The sequence below is a fragment of the Rhizobium sp. NFR03 genome (genome assembly GCF_900111275.1).
Lineage (GTDB): Bacteria > Pseudomonadota > Alphaproteobacteria > Rhizobiales > Rhizobiaceae > Ferranicluibacter.
Genome location: NZ_FOGR01000002.1, coordinates 914,587 through 933,092, shown reverse-complemented (window position 1 = coordinate 933,092; position 18,506 = coordinate 914,587). Strand labels below are relative to the sequence as shown.

The 18,506-nt window shown below is 64.4% G+C and carries 16 protein-coding genes and 1 tRNA gene; 9 read left to right on the top strand and 8 right to left on the bottom strand.

The features are described from left to right. Together BSG19_RS09660 and BSG19_RS09655 are read right to left on the bottom strand one after the other, a co-directional pair. On the bottom strand, positions 1 to 760 hold a 760-nt coding region (locus BSG19_RS09660; RefSeq protein WP_092987431.1), incomplete at its 3' end, for a LacI family DNA-binding transcriptional regulator. Positions 761 to 1,185: 425 nt separating this feature from the next. Continuing rightward, positions 1,186 to 1,260: transfer RNA gene (locus tag BSG19_RS09655), tRNA-Gln, on the bottom strand. Between the two features lie 202 nt (positions 1,261 to 1,462). Here BSG19_RS09655 and BSG19_RS26340 point away from each other — a divergent pair. Both BSG19_RS26340 and BSG19_RS09650 read left to right on the top strand, forming a co-directional pair. Further along, entirely contained in the window at positions 1,463 to 1,759 is a 297-nt protein-coding gene (locus BSG19_RS26340; protein WP_244529169.1) for a cupin domain-containing protein, read from the top strand. Continuing rightward, positions 1,756 to 2,700, top strand: coding sequence for an MBL fold metallo-hydrolase (locus BSG19_RS09650; RefSeq protein WP_244529168.1), 945 nt, complete (start codon positions 1,756 to 1,758; stop codon positions 2,698 to 2,700). The genes BSG19_RS26340 and BSG19_RS09650 overlap by 4 nt, the downstream gene beginning before the upstream one ends. A 24-nt stretch (positions 2,701 to 2,724) precedes the next feature. Here BSG19_RS09650 and BSG19_RS09645 read toward each other — a convergent pair whose 3' ends face one another. Then, a complete protein-coding gene (locus BSG19_RS09645; RefSeq protein WP_092987148.1) occupies positions 2,725 to 3,717 on the bottom strand; it encodes a DUF1499 domain-containing protein in 993 nt (330 codons plus the stop codon). A 429-nt stretch (positions 3,718 to 4,146) separates the two neighbouring features. Between BSG19_RS09645 and BSG19_RS09640 the strand changes: the two genes are divergently transcribed. Then, a complete protein-coding gene (locus BSG19_RS09640) occupies positions 4,147 to 4,590 on the top strand; it encodes a hypothetical protein (protein WP_139274749.1) in 444 nt (147 codons plus the stop codon). Positions 4,591 to 4,633: 43 nt separating this feature from the next. Here the strand turns inward: BSG19_RS09640 and BSG19_RS09635 are convergent, their stop codons facing one another. Both BSG19_RS09635 and ppdK read right to left on the bottom strand, forming a co-directional pair. Then, positions 4,634 to 6,448, bottom strand: a complete 1,815-nt coding sequence (locus BSG19_RS09635) for a GGDEF domain-containing protein (RefSeq protein ID WP_092987125.1) — start codon at positions 6,446 to 6,448, stop codon at positions 4,634 to 4,636. 108 nt (positions 6,449 to 6,556) lie between these two features. Beyond that, a complete protein-coding gene (gene ppdK, locus BSG19_RS09630; protein WP_092987124.1) occupies positions 6,557 to 9,232 on the bottom strand; it encodes a pyruvate, phosphate dikinase in 2,676 nt (891 codons plus the stop codon). A gap of 235 nt (positions 9,233 to 9,467) precedes the next feature. Here ppdK and BSG19_RS09625 point away from each other — a divergent pair, with 235 nt between their 5' ends. Next, the gene (locus tag BSG19_RS09625; RefSeq protein ID WP_092987123.1) at positions 9,468 to 9,689 is read left to right on the top strand and encodes a hypothetical protein; all 222 of its coding nucleotides are present in this window, start codon (positions 9,468 to 9,470) and stop codon (positions 9,687 to 9,689) included. Then, positions 9,689 to 10,420 carry a nucleotidyl transferase AbiEii/AbiGii toxin family protein gene (locus tag BSG19_RS09620; RefSeq protein ID WP_092987122.1) on the top strand — a complete coding sequence of 244 codons (732 nt, stop codon included), beginning with the start codon at positions 9,689 to 9,691 and terminating at the stop codon, positions 10,418 to 10,420. Before BSG19_RS09625 ends, BSG19_RS09620 begins: the two co-directional genes overlap by 1 nt. Before the next feature lie 26 nt (positions 10,421 to 10,446). Here the strand turns inward: BSG19_RS09620 and BSG19_RS09615 are convergent, their stop codons facing one another. After that, on the bottom strand, positions 10,447 to 13,911 hold the full coding sequence (locus BSG19_RS09615; RefSeq protein ID WP_092987118.1) for a chromosome segregation SMC family protein: 3,465 nt from the start codon (positions 13,909 to 13,911) through the stop codon (positions 10,447 to 10,449). Positions 13,912 to 14,166: 255 nt separating this feature from the next. Next, positions 14,167 to 15,039 (bottom strand): DsbA family protein, encoded by an 873-nt coding sequence (locus BSG19_RS09605; protein WP_092987114.1) that lies wholly within the window; start codon positions 15,037 to 15,039, stop codon positions 14,167 to 14,169. Between the two features lie 219 nt (positions 15,040 to 15,258). Here BSG19_RS09605 and BSG19_RS09600 point away from each other — a divergent pair, with 219 nt between their 5' ends. Beyond that, positions 15,259 to 15,498: a FitA-like ribbon-helix-helix domain-containing protein gene (locus tag BSG19_RS09600; RefSeq protein ID WP_092987111.1), complete on the top strand. Its 240-nt coding sequence runs from the start codon at positions 15,259 to 15,261 to the stop codon at positions 15,496 to 15,498. Further along, on the top strand, positions 15,495 to 15,914 hold the full coding sequence (locus BSG19_RS09595) for a type II toxin-antitoxin system VapC family toxin (RefSeq protein ID WP_092987108.1): 420 nt from the start codon (positions 15,495 to 15,497) through the stop codon (positions 15,912 to 15,914). The genes BSG19_RS09600 and BSG19_RS09595 overlap by 4 nt, the downstream gene beginning before the upstream one ends. Before the next feature lie 8 nt (positions 15,915 to 15,922). Here the strand turns inward: BSG19_RS09595 and BSG19_RS09590 are convergent, their stop codons facing one another. Then, on the bottom strand, positions 15,923 to 16,450 hold the full coding sequence (locus BSG19_RS09590; protein WP_092987104.1) for a DUF721 domain-containing protein: 528 nt from the start codon (positions 16,448 to 16,450) through the stop codon (positions 15,923 to 15,925). A 135-nt stretch (positions 16,451 to 16,585) separates the two neighbouring features. Here BSG19_RS09590 and mutY point away from each other — a divergent pair, with 135 nt between their 5' ends. Continuing rightward, positions 16,586 to 17,731, top strand: coding sequence for an A/G-specific adenine glycosylase (mutY, locus tag BSG19_RS09585; protein ID WP_244529166.1), 1,146 nt, complete (start codon positions 16,586 to 16,588; stop codon positions 17,729 to 17,731). Positions 17,732 to 17,803: 72 nt separating this feature from the next. Beyond that, positions 17,804 to 18,418 (top strand): HAD family hydrolase, encoded by a 615-nt coding sequence (locus BSG19_RS09580; RefSeq protein ID WP_092987427.1) that lies wholly within the window; start codon positions 17,804 to 17,806, stop codon positions 18,416 to 18,418. The last annotated feature ends 88 nt before the right edge of the window (positions 18,419 to 18,506 follow it).

Genomic DNA, 18,506 nt, shown 5'->3' with positions numbered 1-18,506 from the left:
AAACGCCGACGAGATCGGGATGGTGCGACAGCGTATCCATCAGCAGTTCATAGGTCAGCCGCCGGGTTTCAAGGTTGATATGAGCATCGAGAACCTGAAACTGCGGCGCGAACTCGCGCATGTAAGCGCGAAAACCCATTTCACGGAGCGAATGTCCGTGAAACCGGTGGCCGCCGAGAAACAGGACCACCTTTCCCGGTGCGGGCGAGAGTTTGGATATCATCCAGGCCGCACTTCGGCCGACCTTCATATTGTTGGTGCCGAGATAGGCCTCGCGCACCCCTTGAGCCAGATCGGTCAAGAGGGCAAACGTCGGGATGCCCTTGGCCTTCAGCGTCGAGACTGCCGCCGTCACGTCATAGTGATCCGGCCCCGTCACGGCGATCGCCGAAACCTTGCCGGCCATGCCGTGCATCAGTTCCGACAGTTCGCTCGGCTCGCCCGAAACAGCATAGGTGATCGTCAGGCTGACATGACGATCCTTCACGGCCGCCGCCGCCGCATTCAACTGTTCGGCAAAAGCCTGATAGAATGGCTGTCGCTCCTTCCGCAGAATAATGCCGAATCGATAAGACGGCAGATCGGCCATCATGCGCTGGCGGATGATCTTGGCGCCGTGAAAGCCCAGCCTCTCTGCCGCTTCATACACCTTTCGAGAGGTCTCCTCGCGAACGGGAAGACGACCGTTCAAAACCCGATCGACGGTGGCAACACTCAAGCCCGCCGCCTGTGCGACATCGGCAATGGTAGGACGCTTCATGGAGATACTCTTGTCTGCAGATATCATCAGCATGACAGCTTTACGGCAGCAATCCAATCATTGTTGATAGGCCATAGCGGCCGTATGCCGCGCAGGAGGATTGCGGCCCCGAAGAACGCAGGTGCAAGGCGACAGGATTCGGCCCTGAAGAAGCTGCCGCGCGACAAGCGAAGAGGCTGTCAACGCTATCTCCAGAGCCCGTGGCTTTAAGTCGACCAGCGGGTAGCTGCGGGAGCTCTCTCTCACGGATCAGCCAGCTTCGAGAAGATGAGGCTCTGGTGGCCGGAAATGGCGTATCGACTGTCCGGAGGCTTAGGCACCTGTCATCCTCAGGGATGCTCGCCACTACACCCATTCACTGAGTTCGATTCCCAGCTCAGCACGAGCGCTGGAAAACGTGAATTTCCAGGCTGAAAAGGAGTTGCTGGCTGGGGCGCCAGGATTCGAACCTGGGAATGCCGGTACCAAAAACCGGTGCCTTACCGCTTGGCGACGCCCCATTGCCGGCCCGGGTGCGGTGATGTCCGGGTGTTCGGCTGATAGCAAAGCGTGAGGGCGGGGACAACGGGTAAGTTTGTTCGGTGGCAAGTTTGTGGGAAGAGCCGGTTTGTGCGGGTACGTTTCCCTCAAGCGCGTCGCGGTCTTTCGGATTTGCCGAAGACGCTTTAGGTTCCTTTTGAACGCGGTCGCAAGGAGAAATGGATGGCGGGATATCGGGCTCGGATGCCGGCGCGGCCGACGGTGATCAGCGATGATGCCGTCATGCGCGTGACGCAGTGGGATTTCGCGCCCGGCGCGGAGACGGGGCATCATGTGCACGGGCTCGGTTATGTCGTCGTGCCGATGACGGATTGCCGGTTCCGGATCGAGGATGCGCAAGGCGAGCGGGAATTCGATGTCGCCAAGGGCGCGGTCTACCGGCGCGATGCGGGGGTGGAGCACAATGTCGTCAATGCCGGCACCGAACCCATGAGCTTCATCGAGATCGAACTCAAGTGAGCGGCGCACCTCTGGAGAGCGAGGAAGAGCCGCATTTCGAGCTCGCTTTCGAGCCGGCGCATGGGCAGGCGGTCGAGGTCGCCGATGGCGTGCGGCGGTTGACGGTCGATAATCCCGGGCCGTTCACCTTCCACGGTACGAACAGCTATATCGTCGGCGAGCGCAGGCTGGCGGTGATCGATCCCGGTCCGCTGGACGACGCGCATCTGGCGGCGCTCCTGCGGGCCATCGACGGGCGGCCGGTCAGCCATATCTTCGTCAGCCATACGCATCGCGATCATGCGCCGCTGGCCCGCGTTCTGCAGGCAGAAGTGGGCGGGGTGATCGCGGCGGAAGGCCCGCACCGGCCGTCGCGGCCGCTTCACGACGGCGAGGTCAATCCGTTTTCGGAAAGCTCCGATATGGATTTCGCGCCCGATCTGACCCTTGCCGACGGCGCGACGATCGAGGGCGACGGCTGGGCACTGACCGCGCTTGCCACGCCGGGGCATACGGTGAACCACCTGTCTTTTGCGCTCGACAACACGGGCATCGTCTTTTCCGCCGACCACGTGATGGCCTGGGCGACGAGCATCGTCGCGCCGCCGGACGGCTCGATGCGTGACTATATGGCCTCGCTCGACAAGATGCTGGCGCGCGACGACCGGCTCTATCTGCCGGGCCATGGCGGCCCGGTGAGGGAGCCCGCGAAATTCCTGCGCGGCCTGCGCGCGCACCGGCGCATGCGCGAGCGCGGCGTGCTGGAGCGCATCCGCCGCGGCGATCGGGGGATAGCGGAGATCGTGCAGGCGCTCTATGCCTCCACCGATCCCCGGCTGCATGGGGCGGCGGCGCTGTCGGTGCTGGCGCATCTGGAGGATCTGGTGGAACGCGGGCTTGTTGTCACTGACGGCCCTCCCGCGCTGATGGGGCACTATCGTCTGGCCGGGGATGCGGTTTAGGTCGTTTCCCTGCGGTCCTGCGGGTCAGTCCCCCGCGATGCCCAGTAGCTCCGCGTCGAGCGCGTGGAGGAAGCGTTCGGCCGCAGCGGCGTCGAGGCCTAGGTCGTGGTGGCCGAGGCGGGAGGCGACGCGGATATCCACGAAGGTCGTTTCGGACTCCTCGCGAAGGCGAATGACAAGGTCGAAGCGAAAGCCTGCGATGCGGCTGCGGCTTTCTCCCTGCAACAGGATGTCGCCGGCTTTCCGGCCGGGCGGCATGGGCGCCACCTCCAGCTTCGGGCGCGAAAGCGGAATGGGAACAGGGCCCGGGTCGCGCGCAGCCGTGGGATCCCGTCCCGCTTTTCCCGCCGTTCTCCCCGTCGTCTTTCCGGTCCCTTTTCCGGGGGATTTCGCAAGAGCGTCTCGCTGGGGATCGGCCGGAGGCTCCGCCCTCAGCGCAAGATCCTCGAAATCCGGCTCGGCATTTTCAAGGCCTTCTTCCGCGACGATGGCGATGCCCGACTGGTCGGCCACCGTGCGCACGCCGGTGAGCACCCGGTCGAGCGCGCCGTCGTAACGACGACCCGTGAGGGCGGGATAGGCGCGCGCCTGTGCCTGGCGGTCGGCGACGACGGGAGCTGCGGGCGTCAACCAGCCCGTCTCGATCGGCCGGTCCCGGATAAAAGGAGGCGGCGTTGCGAGATCGGTGGAGACATCGGTGATCGCGGGCTTTTCCACCACCTGCACGAGGGCAAGCCCGGCGGCGGCAAGCGGGAGCGCTGCATAGAGCAAGGCCATGGTCGATGCGATGCCGCCGACGGCCGCCACCTGCCACAGGCGCACGAAGCCGATGACGGAGAGAATGACGGCCACCAGCGCCAGCCCCGCGCTGACGAGGACGAGTGTGACGAAAAGCGTGCTGGAAAGGGACCCGAAGCGATGGGCGGCAAGAGACAGAACGAACATGGCGAAGGCAAGCCGCGCGACGTGGCGCGCCCAGCGGGCGGCGTGGGAAATCGGGCGCTCATAGGTAATCATTGCCGGCCGAACCTCTGTCTCTGCCTCTGTACGGCCATTGCGCCGCGACCCGTCCCCGGACTGTCTGTTCGATAACCGCTGCGGATCGAGCCGTGATTGCTCTTCGCGCCCCGGTGTGTCGAAAATTCTGGCGGAGCGAGAATATTCTACGCCAAGTTTCTGCCACCGGCTTTGCAAACAAACTCTTACACCATGCTGCGTCCGTCGACAGGGGAACGTTTCCCCTGCCTGCAATCTGCCGACATCCGCGGTTGGGAACCTTTCGGCAACGAGCGCGTTGGTAAGCGCCTTGTGAAATTCCTCAACCGGGAGACGCATGGCCACGAAATTGCCATTCTTGTTAACAGAATCCGCGTTCGAACCAGCGGGTGCAAGGCTGCGGTCGGGCCTGGTTCAACGGATCAGGCCGGTTGCGAAGGGATGACGACCATGCGTACTGCCGATATCGAAACCCATTCCGCCCAGATCCAGCCGGGCAAGGTTGAGCTGGGCAAGGCCCAGCCGGCCAAGACTCAGCCGGCGACGGGCACGCCGGATGGCGGCGCCTTCGAATTCACCATGGAAATGCTGGAGCTCGAACTGTCGCTCGACGGCATGGCGCCGGATGGAGACGGTTTTTCCGACAGGGTGCGCGCCGCTGCCGCCGATCTCAAGGGGGCATTCCTCTTCGACCTCCCCGCCTCCGGCCTTGTCGAGAACTGCCAGCGGATCGCCGTGCTGCGGATCCCGCGTGACAACGGTGTCGGCAGCGAAACGATCTTTGCCTGCCTGGAGGCCGACGGAACGTCGATCCGCATCGAGAAGCCAAATGAGCGCACCACAGGCCTTGCCCGTTTCGCGCAGGCCTTCGTGGATGTGTTTCAGCGAATGTAGGTCGAGATTCCGTAAGCCGTCGCCTGTCTCGGGATGAGCGACGTCAGGCCGTCAGCGCCTGACGCTCTGGCAGTGGGTATTGCACCTCGCTGTCGAAGATGCGGTAGGTGTTACGCCCGTTTCGCTTGGCATCATAAAGCGCCATGTCCGCATTCGAACAGAGTTGCGAGAAGGAGGAAATGCGCGCCTCCGGCACCTGCCCGGCCGCCATCAAGGCAATGCCGATGCTCGCGCCAACCCGGACGGGAAGGCCGTCCAGATCGATCGGCTTGTTGAACTGCAGCAGGATGCGGCTTGCGAAAGCTTCGAGACCCGCCATATCGAACCCAAGCGTACAGAAAGCGAACTCATCGCCGCCAAGGCGCGCGAGCAGGCTTTCCGGCTCCGCGACGTTCGAGAGGCGGAAGGAGATCTCCCGCAAAAGCTGGTCGCCAGCAAAGTGGCCGAATGTATCGTTGACAGCCTTGAAGCCATCGAGATCGATATAGAGCACGCCGAGGCTCTGCTCGACCTTTCCGCTGCCTGTGTCGGGCCTTTTCTCCCCGGTGATCCCGGCGGCAAATCTCGTATTCCCCAGACCAAGGAAGCGGGAACGGTTGAGGAGGCCGGTCAGCGGATCGGTTTCGGCCTGAAAGCGCAGCCGTTCCGTCAGTTCGCGCCGTTCGGCAAGCTGGCCTTCCAGCCGCGTGATGGCGTCGAAGAGGTCGTTGATCTCCCGCGTATCCGCCCTCATGGCTTGTCGCTCGGCCGGTCTCTCCTCGGCGAGCCCGAGAATCATTTCATGAGCAGTCAGCAACGGGCGCAGGACCGACAGATAAAGCCGGCGCATGACCGCGACCAGCAGCGTCAGGAGCAGGATGGTTGCTGCCGCCATGCCGACGAGCCTGAGGAAGGCGTAATCCCGGCTTCGCACGATGTTCTTCAGCATATGGTCGATGGTGGCCTGGCGCAGATCTTCCAACGGAACGAGGGTCGGCACGTAGAGGCCGGTGAGCCCCGCAGGTGCAACGCTGTAGTGCCCGCCGACTCGCCCCGCCCCTGATCGCCCCTCCAGAGTCAGCCTCTCGATGAGGTGGATGCCACGACCGATAAAGAGGCGGCGAACCTCGCCCATCAGCGGGCGCAGCTTGCCTTCGGAGACGTCGAGACGCAGGCCGAGCATGTGCATCAACGCGTCGATACTGCCTCGCGTGCGATTGATCCTGTCGATCGCGTCTTGCGACAGCGGAAGGGAGCGCGACACGCTGGGCACGATGTGGCTTGCCAGCCGGCCGGCCTGCTCGCGCAGATCCGTGACGATGAGGGCGGTGAAGACGCTGGCAGCGAGAGCGGGATTGCGCTTCTCCAGCGTTTCCGCGGCCAGCGCGACGGCTGGCTGAAGCTCGTCCACGATCGCAAACATATCCGTGATCGCCTGCGTCAGCATATCAAGGGAGCGCTCTGCCTGCGGTATCTGCGTGATGGCGTCGATGCGATGGCGAGCAAGGCCCAGATTCTCGCGCAGGGCGCGGACGACGCCCGGGGCGAGCGGCAGGTTCTTCGTGCGGTCCAGGCTCGACAGCATATTGTCGGTCGCGCGTCGAACTTCCAGCAGCCGGGTCAGAGCGTAGGGATCGGAACCGACCTCGACAGACATGACGACATTGGACGGACCGCGCTCGGCCGACAGCGCGCGCAACGTCCGCAGCATCGTTTCATACTCCCGTAGGGAGACGAGATTGCTTTCCGCATCGACATAAGCCGTCGCCGATGGCGAGACGATCCAGAGCGCCATGCCGACAAGTGCAGCCGCTACGACAAGGGAGGCACGCCTCCACTTGCAGTAGAGCGATCGCGCACTTCGTCGTCCCTGTGTCATCCGAATCGTCCTTAAGACTTATCTGCTTAATTCCGTACTGATGAAACTTTAAGCGGTTGTGAATCCTCAGGGGGTTTCACCCAAAAATTGGGGCCGCACCTCAAAAAATCAGGCCCCTGAAGCCCTTCCGTTGATTGCCGCCTGCGCAGCCGCCAAGCGGGCGATGGGCACGCGGAACGGCGAGCAGGAGACATAATCGAGACCGGTTTCCTCGCAGAAGCGGATGGAGGCCGGGTCGCCGCCATGCTCGCCGCAGATGCCGAGCTTGAGGCCGTTCTTCGTGCCCCGGCCTCGCTCGGCCGCAATCTGGATGAGTTCCCCCACGCCGTCATAATCGATCGAAACGAAGGGGTCGCGATCGATGATGCCCTTCATGCGGTAGGTGTTGAGAAACTGTGCGGCATCGTCACGCGATATACCGAAGGTTGTCTGCGTCAGGTCGTTGGTGCCGAAGGAAAAGAAGTCGGCGGACTCGGCGATGACATGGGCGCGAAGTGCGGCGCGCGGCAGCTCGATCATGGTGCCGACGAGATAGTCGATGCCGACGCCGGCTTCGTTCAGGATCTCGGCGGCGACAGCATCGATCCGCGCCTTGACGTAGTCGAGTTCGGCCTTCAGCCCCACCAGCGGCACCATGATTTCCGGCACCACGGGCGCGCCCGTCTCCCGCGCCGCCAGCACGGCCGCCTCGAAGATCGCCCGGGCCTGCATTTCCACGATTTCGGGATAGGAAATGGCCAGCCGGCAGCCGCGATGCCCGAGCATGGGGTTGAACTCGTGCAGGGCATCCACCCGCTGGCGCAGTTCCAGCGGCTTCATGCCCAGCGCCACGGCGACATCGGCGATTTCCTCGTCGGTCTTCGGCAGGAACTCGTGCAGCGGCGGATCGAGCAGGCGGATCGTTACCGGCAAGCCGTGCATGATGGAGAACAGCTCGGTGAAATCGGCCCGTTGCATCGGCAGGAGCTTGGCGAGCGATGTTCGCCGACCGGCCTCGTCGGCAGCCAGAATCATCTCGCGCATGACGTTGATGCGCTCGCCCTCAAAGAACATATGCTCGGTGCGGCAGAGGCCGATGCCCTCCGCGCCGAAGGAGCGCGCGGCGCGGGCGTCGGCCGGCGTGTCGGCATTGGTACGCACGGTCATGCGCCGACTGGCATCCGCCCACTCCATGATGCGGCCGAAATCGCCGGAGAGTTCCGGCTGGACCATGGAGACCCGGCCCTTGAGCACCTGTCCCGAGGAGCCGTCGATGGTGATGACGTCGCCCTTGGCAAAGGTAGTGCCGGCGGCGACGAGCTTTTCATTGCGCAGATCCACGCGAATGCTGCCGGCACCGGAGACGCAGGGGATGCCCATGCCGCGCGCGACGACGGCCGCGTGGCTCGTCATGCCGCCGCGCGTCGTCAGAATGCCTTCGGCCGCATGCATGCCGTGAATGTCTTCCGGGCTGGTCTCGACCCGCACCAGAATGACGGCTCGGCCTTCCTTCTTCGCCAGCACCGCCTCTTCCGAGGTGAAGACGATCTCGCCGGTCGCCGCACCCGGAGATGCGGGGAGACCCGCGCCGATGATATCGCGGCGGGCGGCGGGATCGATGGTCGGGTGCAGCAACTGGTCGAGCGATGCGGGATCGATGCGCGCCACCGCCTCCTCGCGCGAGATCAGCCGCTCGTCGGCCATATCGACCGCGACCTTCATCGCAGCGCGCGCCGTGCGTTTGGCCGAGCGGGTCTGCAGCATCCACAGCTTGCCCTGCTCGATGGTGAACTCGATATCCTGCATGTCGCGATAATGGGCTTCCAGGCGATCGCAGATGGCGCAAAGCTCCGCGAATGCGTCCGGCATCACCTTTTCGAGCGAGGGCCGGTCGGAGCCGGAATCGATACGGGCGATCTCCGTGATGTTCTGCGGCGTGCGGATGCCGGCCACCACGTCCTCGCCCTGCGCATTGACCAGAAATTCGCCATAAAGCGCCTTTTCGCCGGTCGAAGGATTGCGCGTGAAGGCGACGCCGGTGGCCGAATCATTGCCGAGATTGCCGAACACCATGGTCTGGACGTTGACCGCCGTACCCCAGTCGGCGGGAATATTGTGCAGCAGGCGATAGGTCATGGCCCGCGGGTTCATCCAGCTCGCGAAGACAGCGCCGATGGCCCCCCAGAGCTGCACAGCGGGATCCTGCGGGAATCCATCGCCCGTCTCCTCCTCGATGACATCCTTGTAGCGACCAACGAGGCGGCGCCACTCGTCGACCGTGAAATCGGTTTCCTGCTCCTTGCCGATCCGCCCCTTCTCGTCCTCCAGCAGTTCGGCGAAGACCTCGTGGTCGAGGCCCATGACGACGTCGCCATACATCTGGATGAAGCGGCGATAGCTGTCCCAGGCAAAACGCGCATCGCCGCTGTCGCGCGCCAGCGCCTCGACCGTGTCGTCGTTGAGACCGAGATTGAGAACCGTATCCATCATGCCGGGCATGGAGGCGCGCGCGCCGGAGCGAACGGACAAGAGCAGCGGCCGTTCCGCATCGCCGAAGCGCCGCCCTGCCATGTCCTCGACGATGGAAATGCCGGCGAGCACCTCGGCCTTGAGGCTGTCGGGAATGGCGCGGCCGTTTTCGGAATAGAGCGCGCAGGCGCGTGTCACGATGGTGAGACCCGGCGGCACCGGCAGACCCAGGCTGCACATCTCTGCGAGATTGGCGCCCTTGCCACCCAGGAGGTCGTGATCCAGCGCCCGCCCCTCGGCCTTGCCCCCGCCAAAGGTGTAAACCCACTTCTTCATGTCCGTCTCCACCCTGAGGCTAAAGCCGTCCTCGCGCCGCATTCCCGCAACTCCGGTCGGTCCGCCTCGTCTCCCTCTTCACGCTACAACATCAGCCCCCGATTAGGAATGCTGCACATGCGGGATTATTGCTGCATTGCAGCAAAATTATTGCGGGGGTACATGTGGGTGGACGCACTGCCAACCGAACTGTGCGTTTTTGATATTTTCGCTGTTTTTTGGTATGGATCCGGTTATGAGACACCGCCTTGCAGACAAGATCGTACCTGCGGATTTCCCCGAGCTTGCAACCCTCGTCTGGAACAGGGATCCCTCACGTCCAATCGATGCAGACGAAGTCTTTGCCCTTTATGAACGAAACTGGCGGTTCGTCGATCAGGATCGTCTGTCGGAGACGGAAGCTCGGTTGATCCGGGAACTGACCGATACATTCGGTCATGGCCGCATGCTGGTCTGATGCGCTATATCCGCGGCGAACATCAGGCAATCGCGGCGGCGCTGTCCTCGATGAACCACGATGTTCTTCAGTGGACAGAGTGCTTCTTCGGCGGAGGAACGGCGATCGTCCTGCGCTTCGGCGAATACAGGCGGTCGCTCGATCTGGATTTCCTCTGTGCGAGTTCCGCCGGTTACCGGAACCTGCGCAACGCGATCATCGAAGAGGGGCCGGGTGCGATCTTCTCGAATGAGGTGTCGTTGCTCCGGGATGTGAAGGCGGACGCCTACGGCATCCGCATGCTTCTTTCCTATCGAGGCCAGCCCATCAAATTCGAGATCGTCCGAGAGACCCGGATCGCACTGACGGGTGAAAGAGATCCGGTTCTCGGTGTCCCCACGTTGTCGATCGCGGATATGTTCGCCGAGAAACTGCTGGCAAATGCCGACCGTTGCTACGACCGCGCCGTCGGGTATCGCGATGCCATCGATCTCGGTGTTCTCGTTCAGTTTCATGGACAACTCCCCCGCGAGGCCGTGATGAAGTCCGAAGAGGCCTATGGCCGGGATATCGCTCGGAAACTTGCAGGCATTCTCAACCACCTGCTGAATGCCGAAGCCCTGCGCCATGCCGCGTCCACTCTCGACATGGGAGAAGATGCCGTCATATCTGCCGTATCGGCGCTGCGTTCGGCAGGTCTTCAGGCGTTTCCGCAAGCCGGCATTCGTACGGACGGCAGCACGTTCGACTGACCGTTTCCTCCGCGCTCCACCCGACCCTACACCGCCTCCCGCAGCTGTTCCGCCGTCTGCAGATCCACCGATACCAGCTGGCTCACGCCCTGCTCCGCCATGGTGACGCCGAAGAGGCGGTTCATGCGGGCCATGGTGATGGGGTTGTGGGTGATGATGACGAAGCGGGTCTCCGTGGAGGCGGCCATTTCGTCCATGAGGTTGCAGTAGCGCTCGACATTGTGGTCGTCCAGCGGCGCGTCCACCTCGTCCAGCACGCAGATGGGTGCGGGATTGGTGAGAAAGACCGCGAAGATCAGGGCCATGGCGGTCAGAGCCTGCTCGCCGCCGGAGAGCAGCGTCATGGTCTGCGGCTTTTTGCCCGGCGGGCGTGCGACGATTTCGAGGCCCGCATCCAGCGGGTCTTCGCTTTCGATCAGTTGAAGCTCGGCCGTGCCGCCGCCGAAGAGGTGGGTGAACAGGCGCTGGAACTGGGCGTTGACGATGTCGAACGCCGCCAGAAGGCGCTCGCGGCCCTCGCGGTTGAGGTTCTGGATGGCGCTGCGCAGCTTGCGGATCGCATCGATCACATCCTCCCGCTCTTTGAGGATCGCGGCCAGCCTGTCGGAAAGCTCGGTCTGCTCCTCTTCCGCACGCAGGTTGACGGCGCCGAGGCGCTCACGCTCGATCTTCAGGCGTTCGAGATCACGCTCCACGGTGCGCGGATCGACTGGCAGCGCATCCACCGCGCGGCCGGTAAGGCGCAGCACCTCGTGCGGCGCAACCGAAAGGGATTGCCGGATGGCGCCCTCCACCTCGACCCGCTTCTCGCGGGCGGACATCAGCCGCTCCTCGGCCCGGCCGCGCTTTTCGCGGGTTTCCGCCAGTTCGGAAAGAGCGGTCGCGGCCATGCGATCCGCGTCGCGCTGGCGGGTTTCGGCCTCCACCAGCCGGTCGGCCGCCGCGCGACGGGCCGCCTCCATGTCCGAGAGGGCGCTCATGAGGGCGCGGCGTTTCTCGTCGAATTCGTCGGGCGCGTCCAGAATCGCCTCGATCTCGTCACGAGCCTCGGCTTCGCGGTCGCGCAGCGTGGCGATATGGTCTTCGGCGCTGGCCGCCCGGCTCGCCCAGGTCTGACGCTCGGCGGCAATCGCCCGCAGGCGGCGCTCGCGCGTTTCGGTCTCGCGATTGAGACCGTCGGAAAGCGCACGCGCCTCGGCGAGAGCTGCCCGGTCTGCTGCAACCGCTGTGCCTTGCGCTGTCAGGCGTGCGTTGAGGTCAGCCATATCGGGGGCGTCATCGAGCGCCGCGACGGCATCCTCCAGCGCGGCCACCGCCTCGTCGTGGCTCTCCTCGATGCGGGCCGCGGTTTCGGCAAGCATGGCGCGGCGCCGTGCGAGATCTCCCTGAGCGCGCTCGGCGGCAGCCAGCGCATCGCGCGCTTCCGACAGGCGGCGGATCGCCTGACGCTCGACCTCGCGGCTCATCCGCACCGCATCGTCACCGGCGCGGATGGCGTCCGTCGCCATTTTCAGGGCGCTCTCGCAAAGCTCCAGAGCGTCGGCGGCCTCCGTTATCTCGGCGTCGAGTTCGCTCAGGCGGTTGCGGTTCTCCAGACGCAGGGTGGCAGCGCTCGGTGCATCGGCGCCCGTGACATGGCCATCCCAGCGCCAGAGTGCGCCCGAGCGGGTGACGAGCCGTTGTCCGGGGCATAGGAGAGGAAGCAACCGTTCCGCCTCGGCATCATCCGCGACGATGCCCACCTGCGACAGGCTGCGCCGCAAGGTATCCGGCGCCGTAACGCGGTCGATCAGCGGAGCGACGCCCTGCGGCAGAGCCGGATCGGCATCCCCCGGCCCGGGGTCGCGCCAATGCACCGGAGCCGACGGATCGAGCGGGGATTCGAGATCGTCGCCCAGGGCAGCACCCAGCAGCGCCTCGAAGCCGCGCTCGACTGTGATCGCATCCACCACGGGGCTTGCGCCGCCGGCAAGCGTTGCGGCTTCGAGCAAGCGGCGGATGGTGCGCGCCTCGGTTTCCGCCGCGCTCAGCCGCGCACGCGCAGCTTCCAGCGGTCCGCGTGCCTCCGCCTCACGCGCCCGCGCCTCGCCCAGCGCGTCCTCGGCATCGGCAACGGCTTGTGCCCGCTCCTCTATGTCGGCTTCCGCCGCGTCCACGGCATCACGCCGCCTTTCGGGGTCTTCGAGGCTTGCGATCTCGCGGTCGAGAGTGGCGATCTCGCCGGCCTGATCGGACATCTGGCGGGAGAGGCGCATGCGGCGGTCGCCGAGATCGCGGATGGTGCGTTCCAGCTGGCCGCGCGACGCCTGCGCCTCGGCGCGCTCGGCCGTGAGCGATGCCAATGTGCGCTCGCTAGCGGCCAGCACGTCCTGTGCTTCGGCAAGGCGCTCGCGTGCCTCCTCCGCCCGCTCGCCGGCATCTTCGGCGTCTTCCTGCAACGCCTCTGCTTCCTCCTCCAGACGCGCCATCGCGCCGGCATTTTCCAGCGCCAGCTGCTCTTCGCGCGCGATGTCCTGCCCAAGCTGCGTCAGGCGGCGCTGCAATTCGTCGCGCCGGCGCAGCGTGCGGCTCATGTCTTCGTCGAGCTGGGTCCGGGCGATCTGCAGCCGCTGGAGGCCTGCGGCGGTGCGGGCCTCCTCCTCGCGCAGTTCCGGCAGCTTCAGGCTCGCGATCGCCTGGTTCTTCGCGGCCTCCATCTGGGCCTGCGCCTTCTCGGCAACCAGCGACGTCGCCTGGTTCAGCAGGCTGTCCGCCTCGCCCTCGGCCTGCTTGGCCTGCACCCAGCGGATATGAAAGAGCATCGCCTCATGCGCGCGGATGTCGGCCGAAAGCATCTTGAAGCGGTTGGCCTGCCGCGACTGGCGCTTGAGGCTTTCGATACGGTTTTCCAGCTCCGCCGTTACCTCGTCCAGTCGTTCAAGGTTTGTTTCGGCGCCGCGCAAGCGAAGCTCGGCCTCGTGACGGCGGGAGTGAAGGCCCGAAATGCCCGCGGCTTCTTCCAGCAGTTGCCGCCGCGCCTGCGGCTTGGCAGCGATCAGCTCGCCGATGCGGCCCTGCCCCACCATGGACGGCGAGCGGGCGCCGGTCGAGGCATCCGCAAAAAGCAGCTGCACGTCCTTGGCGCGGGCCTCGCGGCCGTTGATGCGGTAGACCGACCCGTTCTCGCGCTCGATGCGCCGCGTGACCTGGATCTCGTCGCTGTCGTTGAAGGCGGCCGGCGCGGTGCGATCGGTATTGTCGAGGTAGAGGCCGACTTCGGCCGTGTTGCGCGCCGGACGTTTGCCCGAGCCGGAGAAGATCACGTCGTCCATGCCGGAGGCGCGCATATTCTTGTAGGAATTCTCGCCCATCACCCAGCGAAGGGCTTCGACAAGGTTCGACTTGCCGCAGCCATTCGGGCCGACCACGCCGGTCAGCCCGCGCTCGATGACGAATTCGGATGGCTCCACGAAGGACTTGAAGCCGACAAGGCGCAGCTTGGTGAACTTCATGACGGCGCGCCCGTCTCGAACGGGAACGAGGGCATGACCGGCGAGAACGGCATAGTTTCCATCGCCGATGGACGGAAGACGAACATTTTCATTCGCGAGGCGTCATCTTCGGCCTTGTGCCAAGGATCTGCCGATGTCGAGGCACCCGGGCCGTTGCGGATGCTCGGGACAAGCCCGAGCATGACGGCGAAAAGGGTCCCGGGCCTCATGAGCGATGTAAACGGCACGGTTTCCCGTGCCGCAACCGGGTGCAGCTTAGAGCAGAGGGTCGATAAGGGCCGACATGGTGTCAACCGACATGTCTCCGGAATAGCGCTTGCCGTTGATGAAGAAGGTCGGCGTCGAAGCCACCTTGTACTCTTTCATACCCTTCTGCATCACGGCGTTCACATCGTCCAGCAGCTTCTGGTTCGTCAAGCACGCCTCGAAGCTCTCCTGTGAGAAACCGGCGAGCTTGGACATCTGGAGCAGCGCATCGCGACCGTTCTGGGCAGCGGCCCACTGTTCCTGCTGCTTGAAGAGCATGGAGACCATGGGGAAATACTGGCCTTCCGGAGCGCAGCGCGCGAGCATGAAGGCGGCGGCGGCACGCGGATCGAACGGGAACTCGCGCAGAACGAAGCGTACCTTGCCCGATTCCACGTATTTCGCCTTGATGGCGTCGAACGTGTTGTTGTGGAAGTTGGCGCAATGCGGGCACGTCATCGACATGTATTCGACAACGGTGACAGGCGCATCGGCCTTGCCGATGGACATTTCCGGCAGCGCGCCGGGCTCCATCAGCTTGGAGATTTCGACCTCGCCATCCGCCTGCGGCAGCTCGGCTGCGGCAGGCGTGGCGGCAGGCGCTGCCGCCTGGGCCATCTGGGCCGGGGCCGGCTGGGCCGGGGCCATCTGGGATTGAGCGGGCGCAGGCGTCGTTGCGGGGGTGGCAGCGGTGGACGATGTCGTCATCGTATCCGCCGGCTTCATCTCCGTCCTGGTCGCGGTATCGACCGTTTCCACAGGAGCCGCAGCATTCGCCGTCTCCTTCTTCTCGTCGCTGCAGGCGACGAGCGCGAGCGCCAGCGTGGCGATGGCCACACCGCTCGAGAGGCGTTTCAGCAAAGTCATTTCAGAAAGAGACATGGTTCACCTGTTCAAGCGGAGACGGGACCCTTGCGATATCGCGCCCGCCGGGACCGGACAAGGGGCCCCCATAGCCCATCGTTCAAAGAATTGTGAGGCATTTGTGGCGTGAGGGGTGGATGGCGGGATATTCCGGCTCGCTGTTGATCGGGCGGGCTCGCTGCTGGTAGACTGCAAAGTGTCTGGGATTAGCTTTCAAGGCGAGAGGACAGACGCACCATGTCGGCCATCATGATCAGGAACCTTCCCGAAAAAACCCATCAGGCGCTGGAAGCACGCGCCCGCAGGAACGGGCGTACCACCGAGGCGGAAATCAGCGCTATTCTGCAAACCGCCGCCGCGAGCGAGGAGCCGCTTGGTATCGGCTCCTATCTCAAAGCCATCGGGCAATCGATCGGAGGTATCGATCTCGACGACGGGCGGGACAGAGAAGCCTACGAACCGCCTTCCTTCAAATGATTATTCTGGACACGAATGTCGTTTCGGAACCTCTTCGCAAGATGCCGAGCGAACGCGTTCTTGCGTGGCTCGATGCTCAGCCGGCGGAAGCGTTGTACCTGACGACAATCACGGCGGCCGAAATACTTTCCGGCATGGCGATCATGCCGGACGGTCGGCGTAAGGACACGCTACGAGAAGCGCTCGAACACCTCTTATCGACCGTGTTCCGCGGTCGAATCCTTCCTTTCGACATGCAGGCGGCACGGGAGTTTGCCGTCATCTCGCAGAAAGCGCGGGAAAAGGGGGCGGGAGTGGGATTGGCGGATGCACAGATTGCCGCGATTGCCGTCGCAACTGGGTTTTCCGTTGCGACACGCGACGTCACGCCATTTACGGCTAGCGGCCTGCACGTGATCAATCCGTGGACGGCCTGATCATCCCCCTATCGCTTCTTCCCCAGCACCGCTGTCCCCAGCCGCGTCAGAGCCGCCTTCAGGCCCTCGTCCTCGATCTCGGCCGTCAGGGCTTCCAGATGGCGGGCGGGTTGGCCGGTCAGGGGGCGCGGGCGTTGGCGGGTGCGGTTCTGGGGGGTGACGGGCTTCTGGACGATGCGGACGCGGTCGATGGCGGGGAAGCCGAAGAAGCCGTTGATGCGCTGGACGAGTTCGCCTTCCGTATGTGCAAGGAACAAAGCGCGGGCGCCATCGCAGGCGATGGTGAGGACGCCCGGCTGGTGGCGGCTCTCGCCAGCCATTTCGGAGACGCGGCGCGGCCAGGCGATCTTTTCCGGGCGCGTGCAATCGGCAAAGGCCTCGCCGGCGATTTCGTCCCAGGAGCCGAGCAGCAGCGTGCTGATGCCGGCACGTTTGGCCAGAACCGGATCGAGCAGGCCGTTGGCGACCTCGCTGATCTGCCTGACGCCTTTCGGGGTATAAGCGCCCTTCGGTGTATACGGCTTGGAAGGCGCCATTGCGCTTGCTCCGACTGTTGGGAAGATATCGCGGGCCTTACCCACCGACGCCGTTTCGGCTATGACGCACGGAACGATGCCGGATGCGACAAGGCTGCTTGCGACGATCTATAGGCGAAATCGGGCGGAAGGACCATGATGCAACGTTCCACGTCCACGGCGGAAAAATTGACCTGCCTCCCGTCTGCCCGCTCCGATCTCCCCGACACCGCCGGCCTGCTGCTCGACTGGTACGATCGCAGCCACCGCGTGCTGCCATGGCGCATCACGCCGCCCATGGCCAAAGCCGGGCTGCGGCCGGATCCCTACCACATCTGGCTGTCGGAAGTGATGCTGCAGCAGACGACGGTACAGGCGGTAAAGGCCTATTTCGCAAAATTCCTCGCGCTGTGGCCGACGGTCGTCGATCTCGCTGCGGCCGATACCGAAGAGGTGATGAAGGCCTGGGCGGGGCTCGGCTATTACGCCCGGGCGCGGAACCTGAAGAAATGCGCCGAAGCGGTTGCGAGCCAGCATGGCGGGCGCTTTCCCGATACCGAAGAAGGCCTGAAGGCGCTGCCGGGCATCGGCGACTATACGGCCGCCGCCATCGCCGCCATCGCCTTCAACCGGCAAAGCGCAGTGCTCGACGGCAATGTCGAGCGGGTGATGTCACGGCTCTACCGGGTGGAGACGCCGGTGCCGGCGGCAAGGCCCGAGATGCGGCGGCTGGTCGCCACGGTCACGCCCGCGGAGCGGCCGGGCGATTTCGCGCAGGCCATGATGGATCTCGGCTCGACCATCTGCACCCCGCGCCGGCCGGTCTGCGCGCTCTGTCCGATCAATGCGGATTGCCGCGCCTACAAGGCCGGCGATCAGGAGCGTTTTCCTGTGAAGCTGGCGAAGAAGGCCAAGCCGGTGCGATACGGCACCGCCTATGTCGCGACAGATGCAACGGGCGCGGTCTACCTCTGCAAGCGGGGCGAAAAGGGTCTGCTCGGCGGCATGACCGAGGTGCCGGGCACGAACTGGACGACCGATCCGTCTGACGAGCAAGCGCCGCCCTTTGCAGGCAAGGCCGGCCCGCTCTGGCGCGACTGCGGCGGCATCGTGCATGTGTTCACCCATTTCGAGCTGCGCCTCGCCGTTCGCCATGCCGAGGTCGAACGGGACGCGATCACCGCGAACGGCTGGTGGGAGCCGCGCGAAACGCTGGCCGTGCAGGCGCTGCCGACCGTGATGAAGAAGGTGATCGGGAAGGCGCTGCCCGGCAGTTTTGCAAAAACGTCACGAACCCGGTGACGTCGTGCGATATGACCCTTCGGGCCACCCGATGGCCCGACCGATAAAAGAGGAGAGACACCTGTGACCGACGTGACGACACCCATACGCCATATCGTTTTCGACATCGGCAAGGTGCTGATCCACTACGATCCGCATATCCCGTTCAGCCGGCTCATTCCCGACGAGGCCGAGCGCAACGCCTTCTTCGCGACGGTGTGCACCCATGAATGGAACCTCGAGCAGGATCGCGGCCGGACCTGGGCGGAGGCCGAAGACATGCTGGTGGCGCAGTATCCCGAGCACGAGACGAACATCCGCGCCTTCCGCGTTCACTGGGGCGAGATGGTGCCGCATGCCTATGAGGAGAGCGTCGCCATTCTCGAAGGTCTCGTGGCCAAGGGCTACGACGTGACGATGCTCACGAACTTTGCCGTGGACACGTTTGCCGAGGCAAAAGCGCGCTTTGCCTTCCTCAACCTGCCGCGCGGCGTCACGGTGTCCGGCGAGAAACGACAGATCAAGCCCGATCTCGAAATCTACGAGACGCATCAGGCGGCGTTCGGCCTCGAACCCGCAGCGACGCTCTTCATCGATGACAGCCTCGCCAATGTCGAGGGTGCGCGGACGGCGGGCTGGCAGGCGGTGCAGTTCATCGATGGCAAGACGCTGAAGGCGGATCTGATACGGCTCGGCTTGCCCGTTTAGGGCCGGACCCGCTGAGACCGTCCATTCTTATTTCACTGAAAAGCCACATTCGGTTCAGCCGGCATTCACACCGCACCTGACATGATGG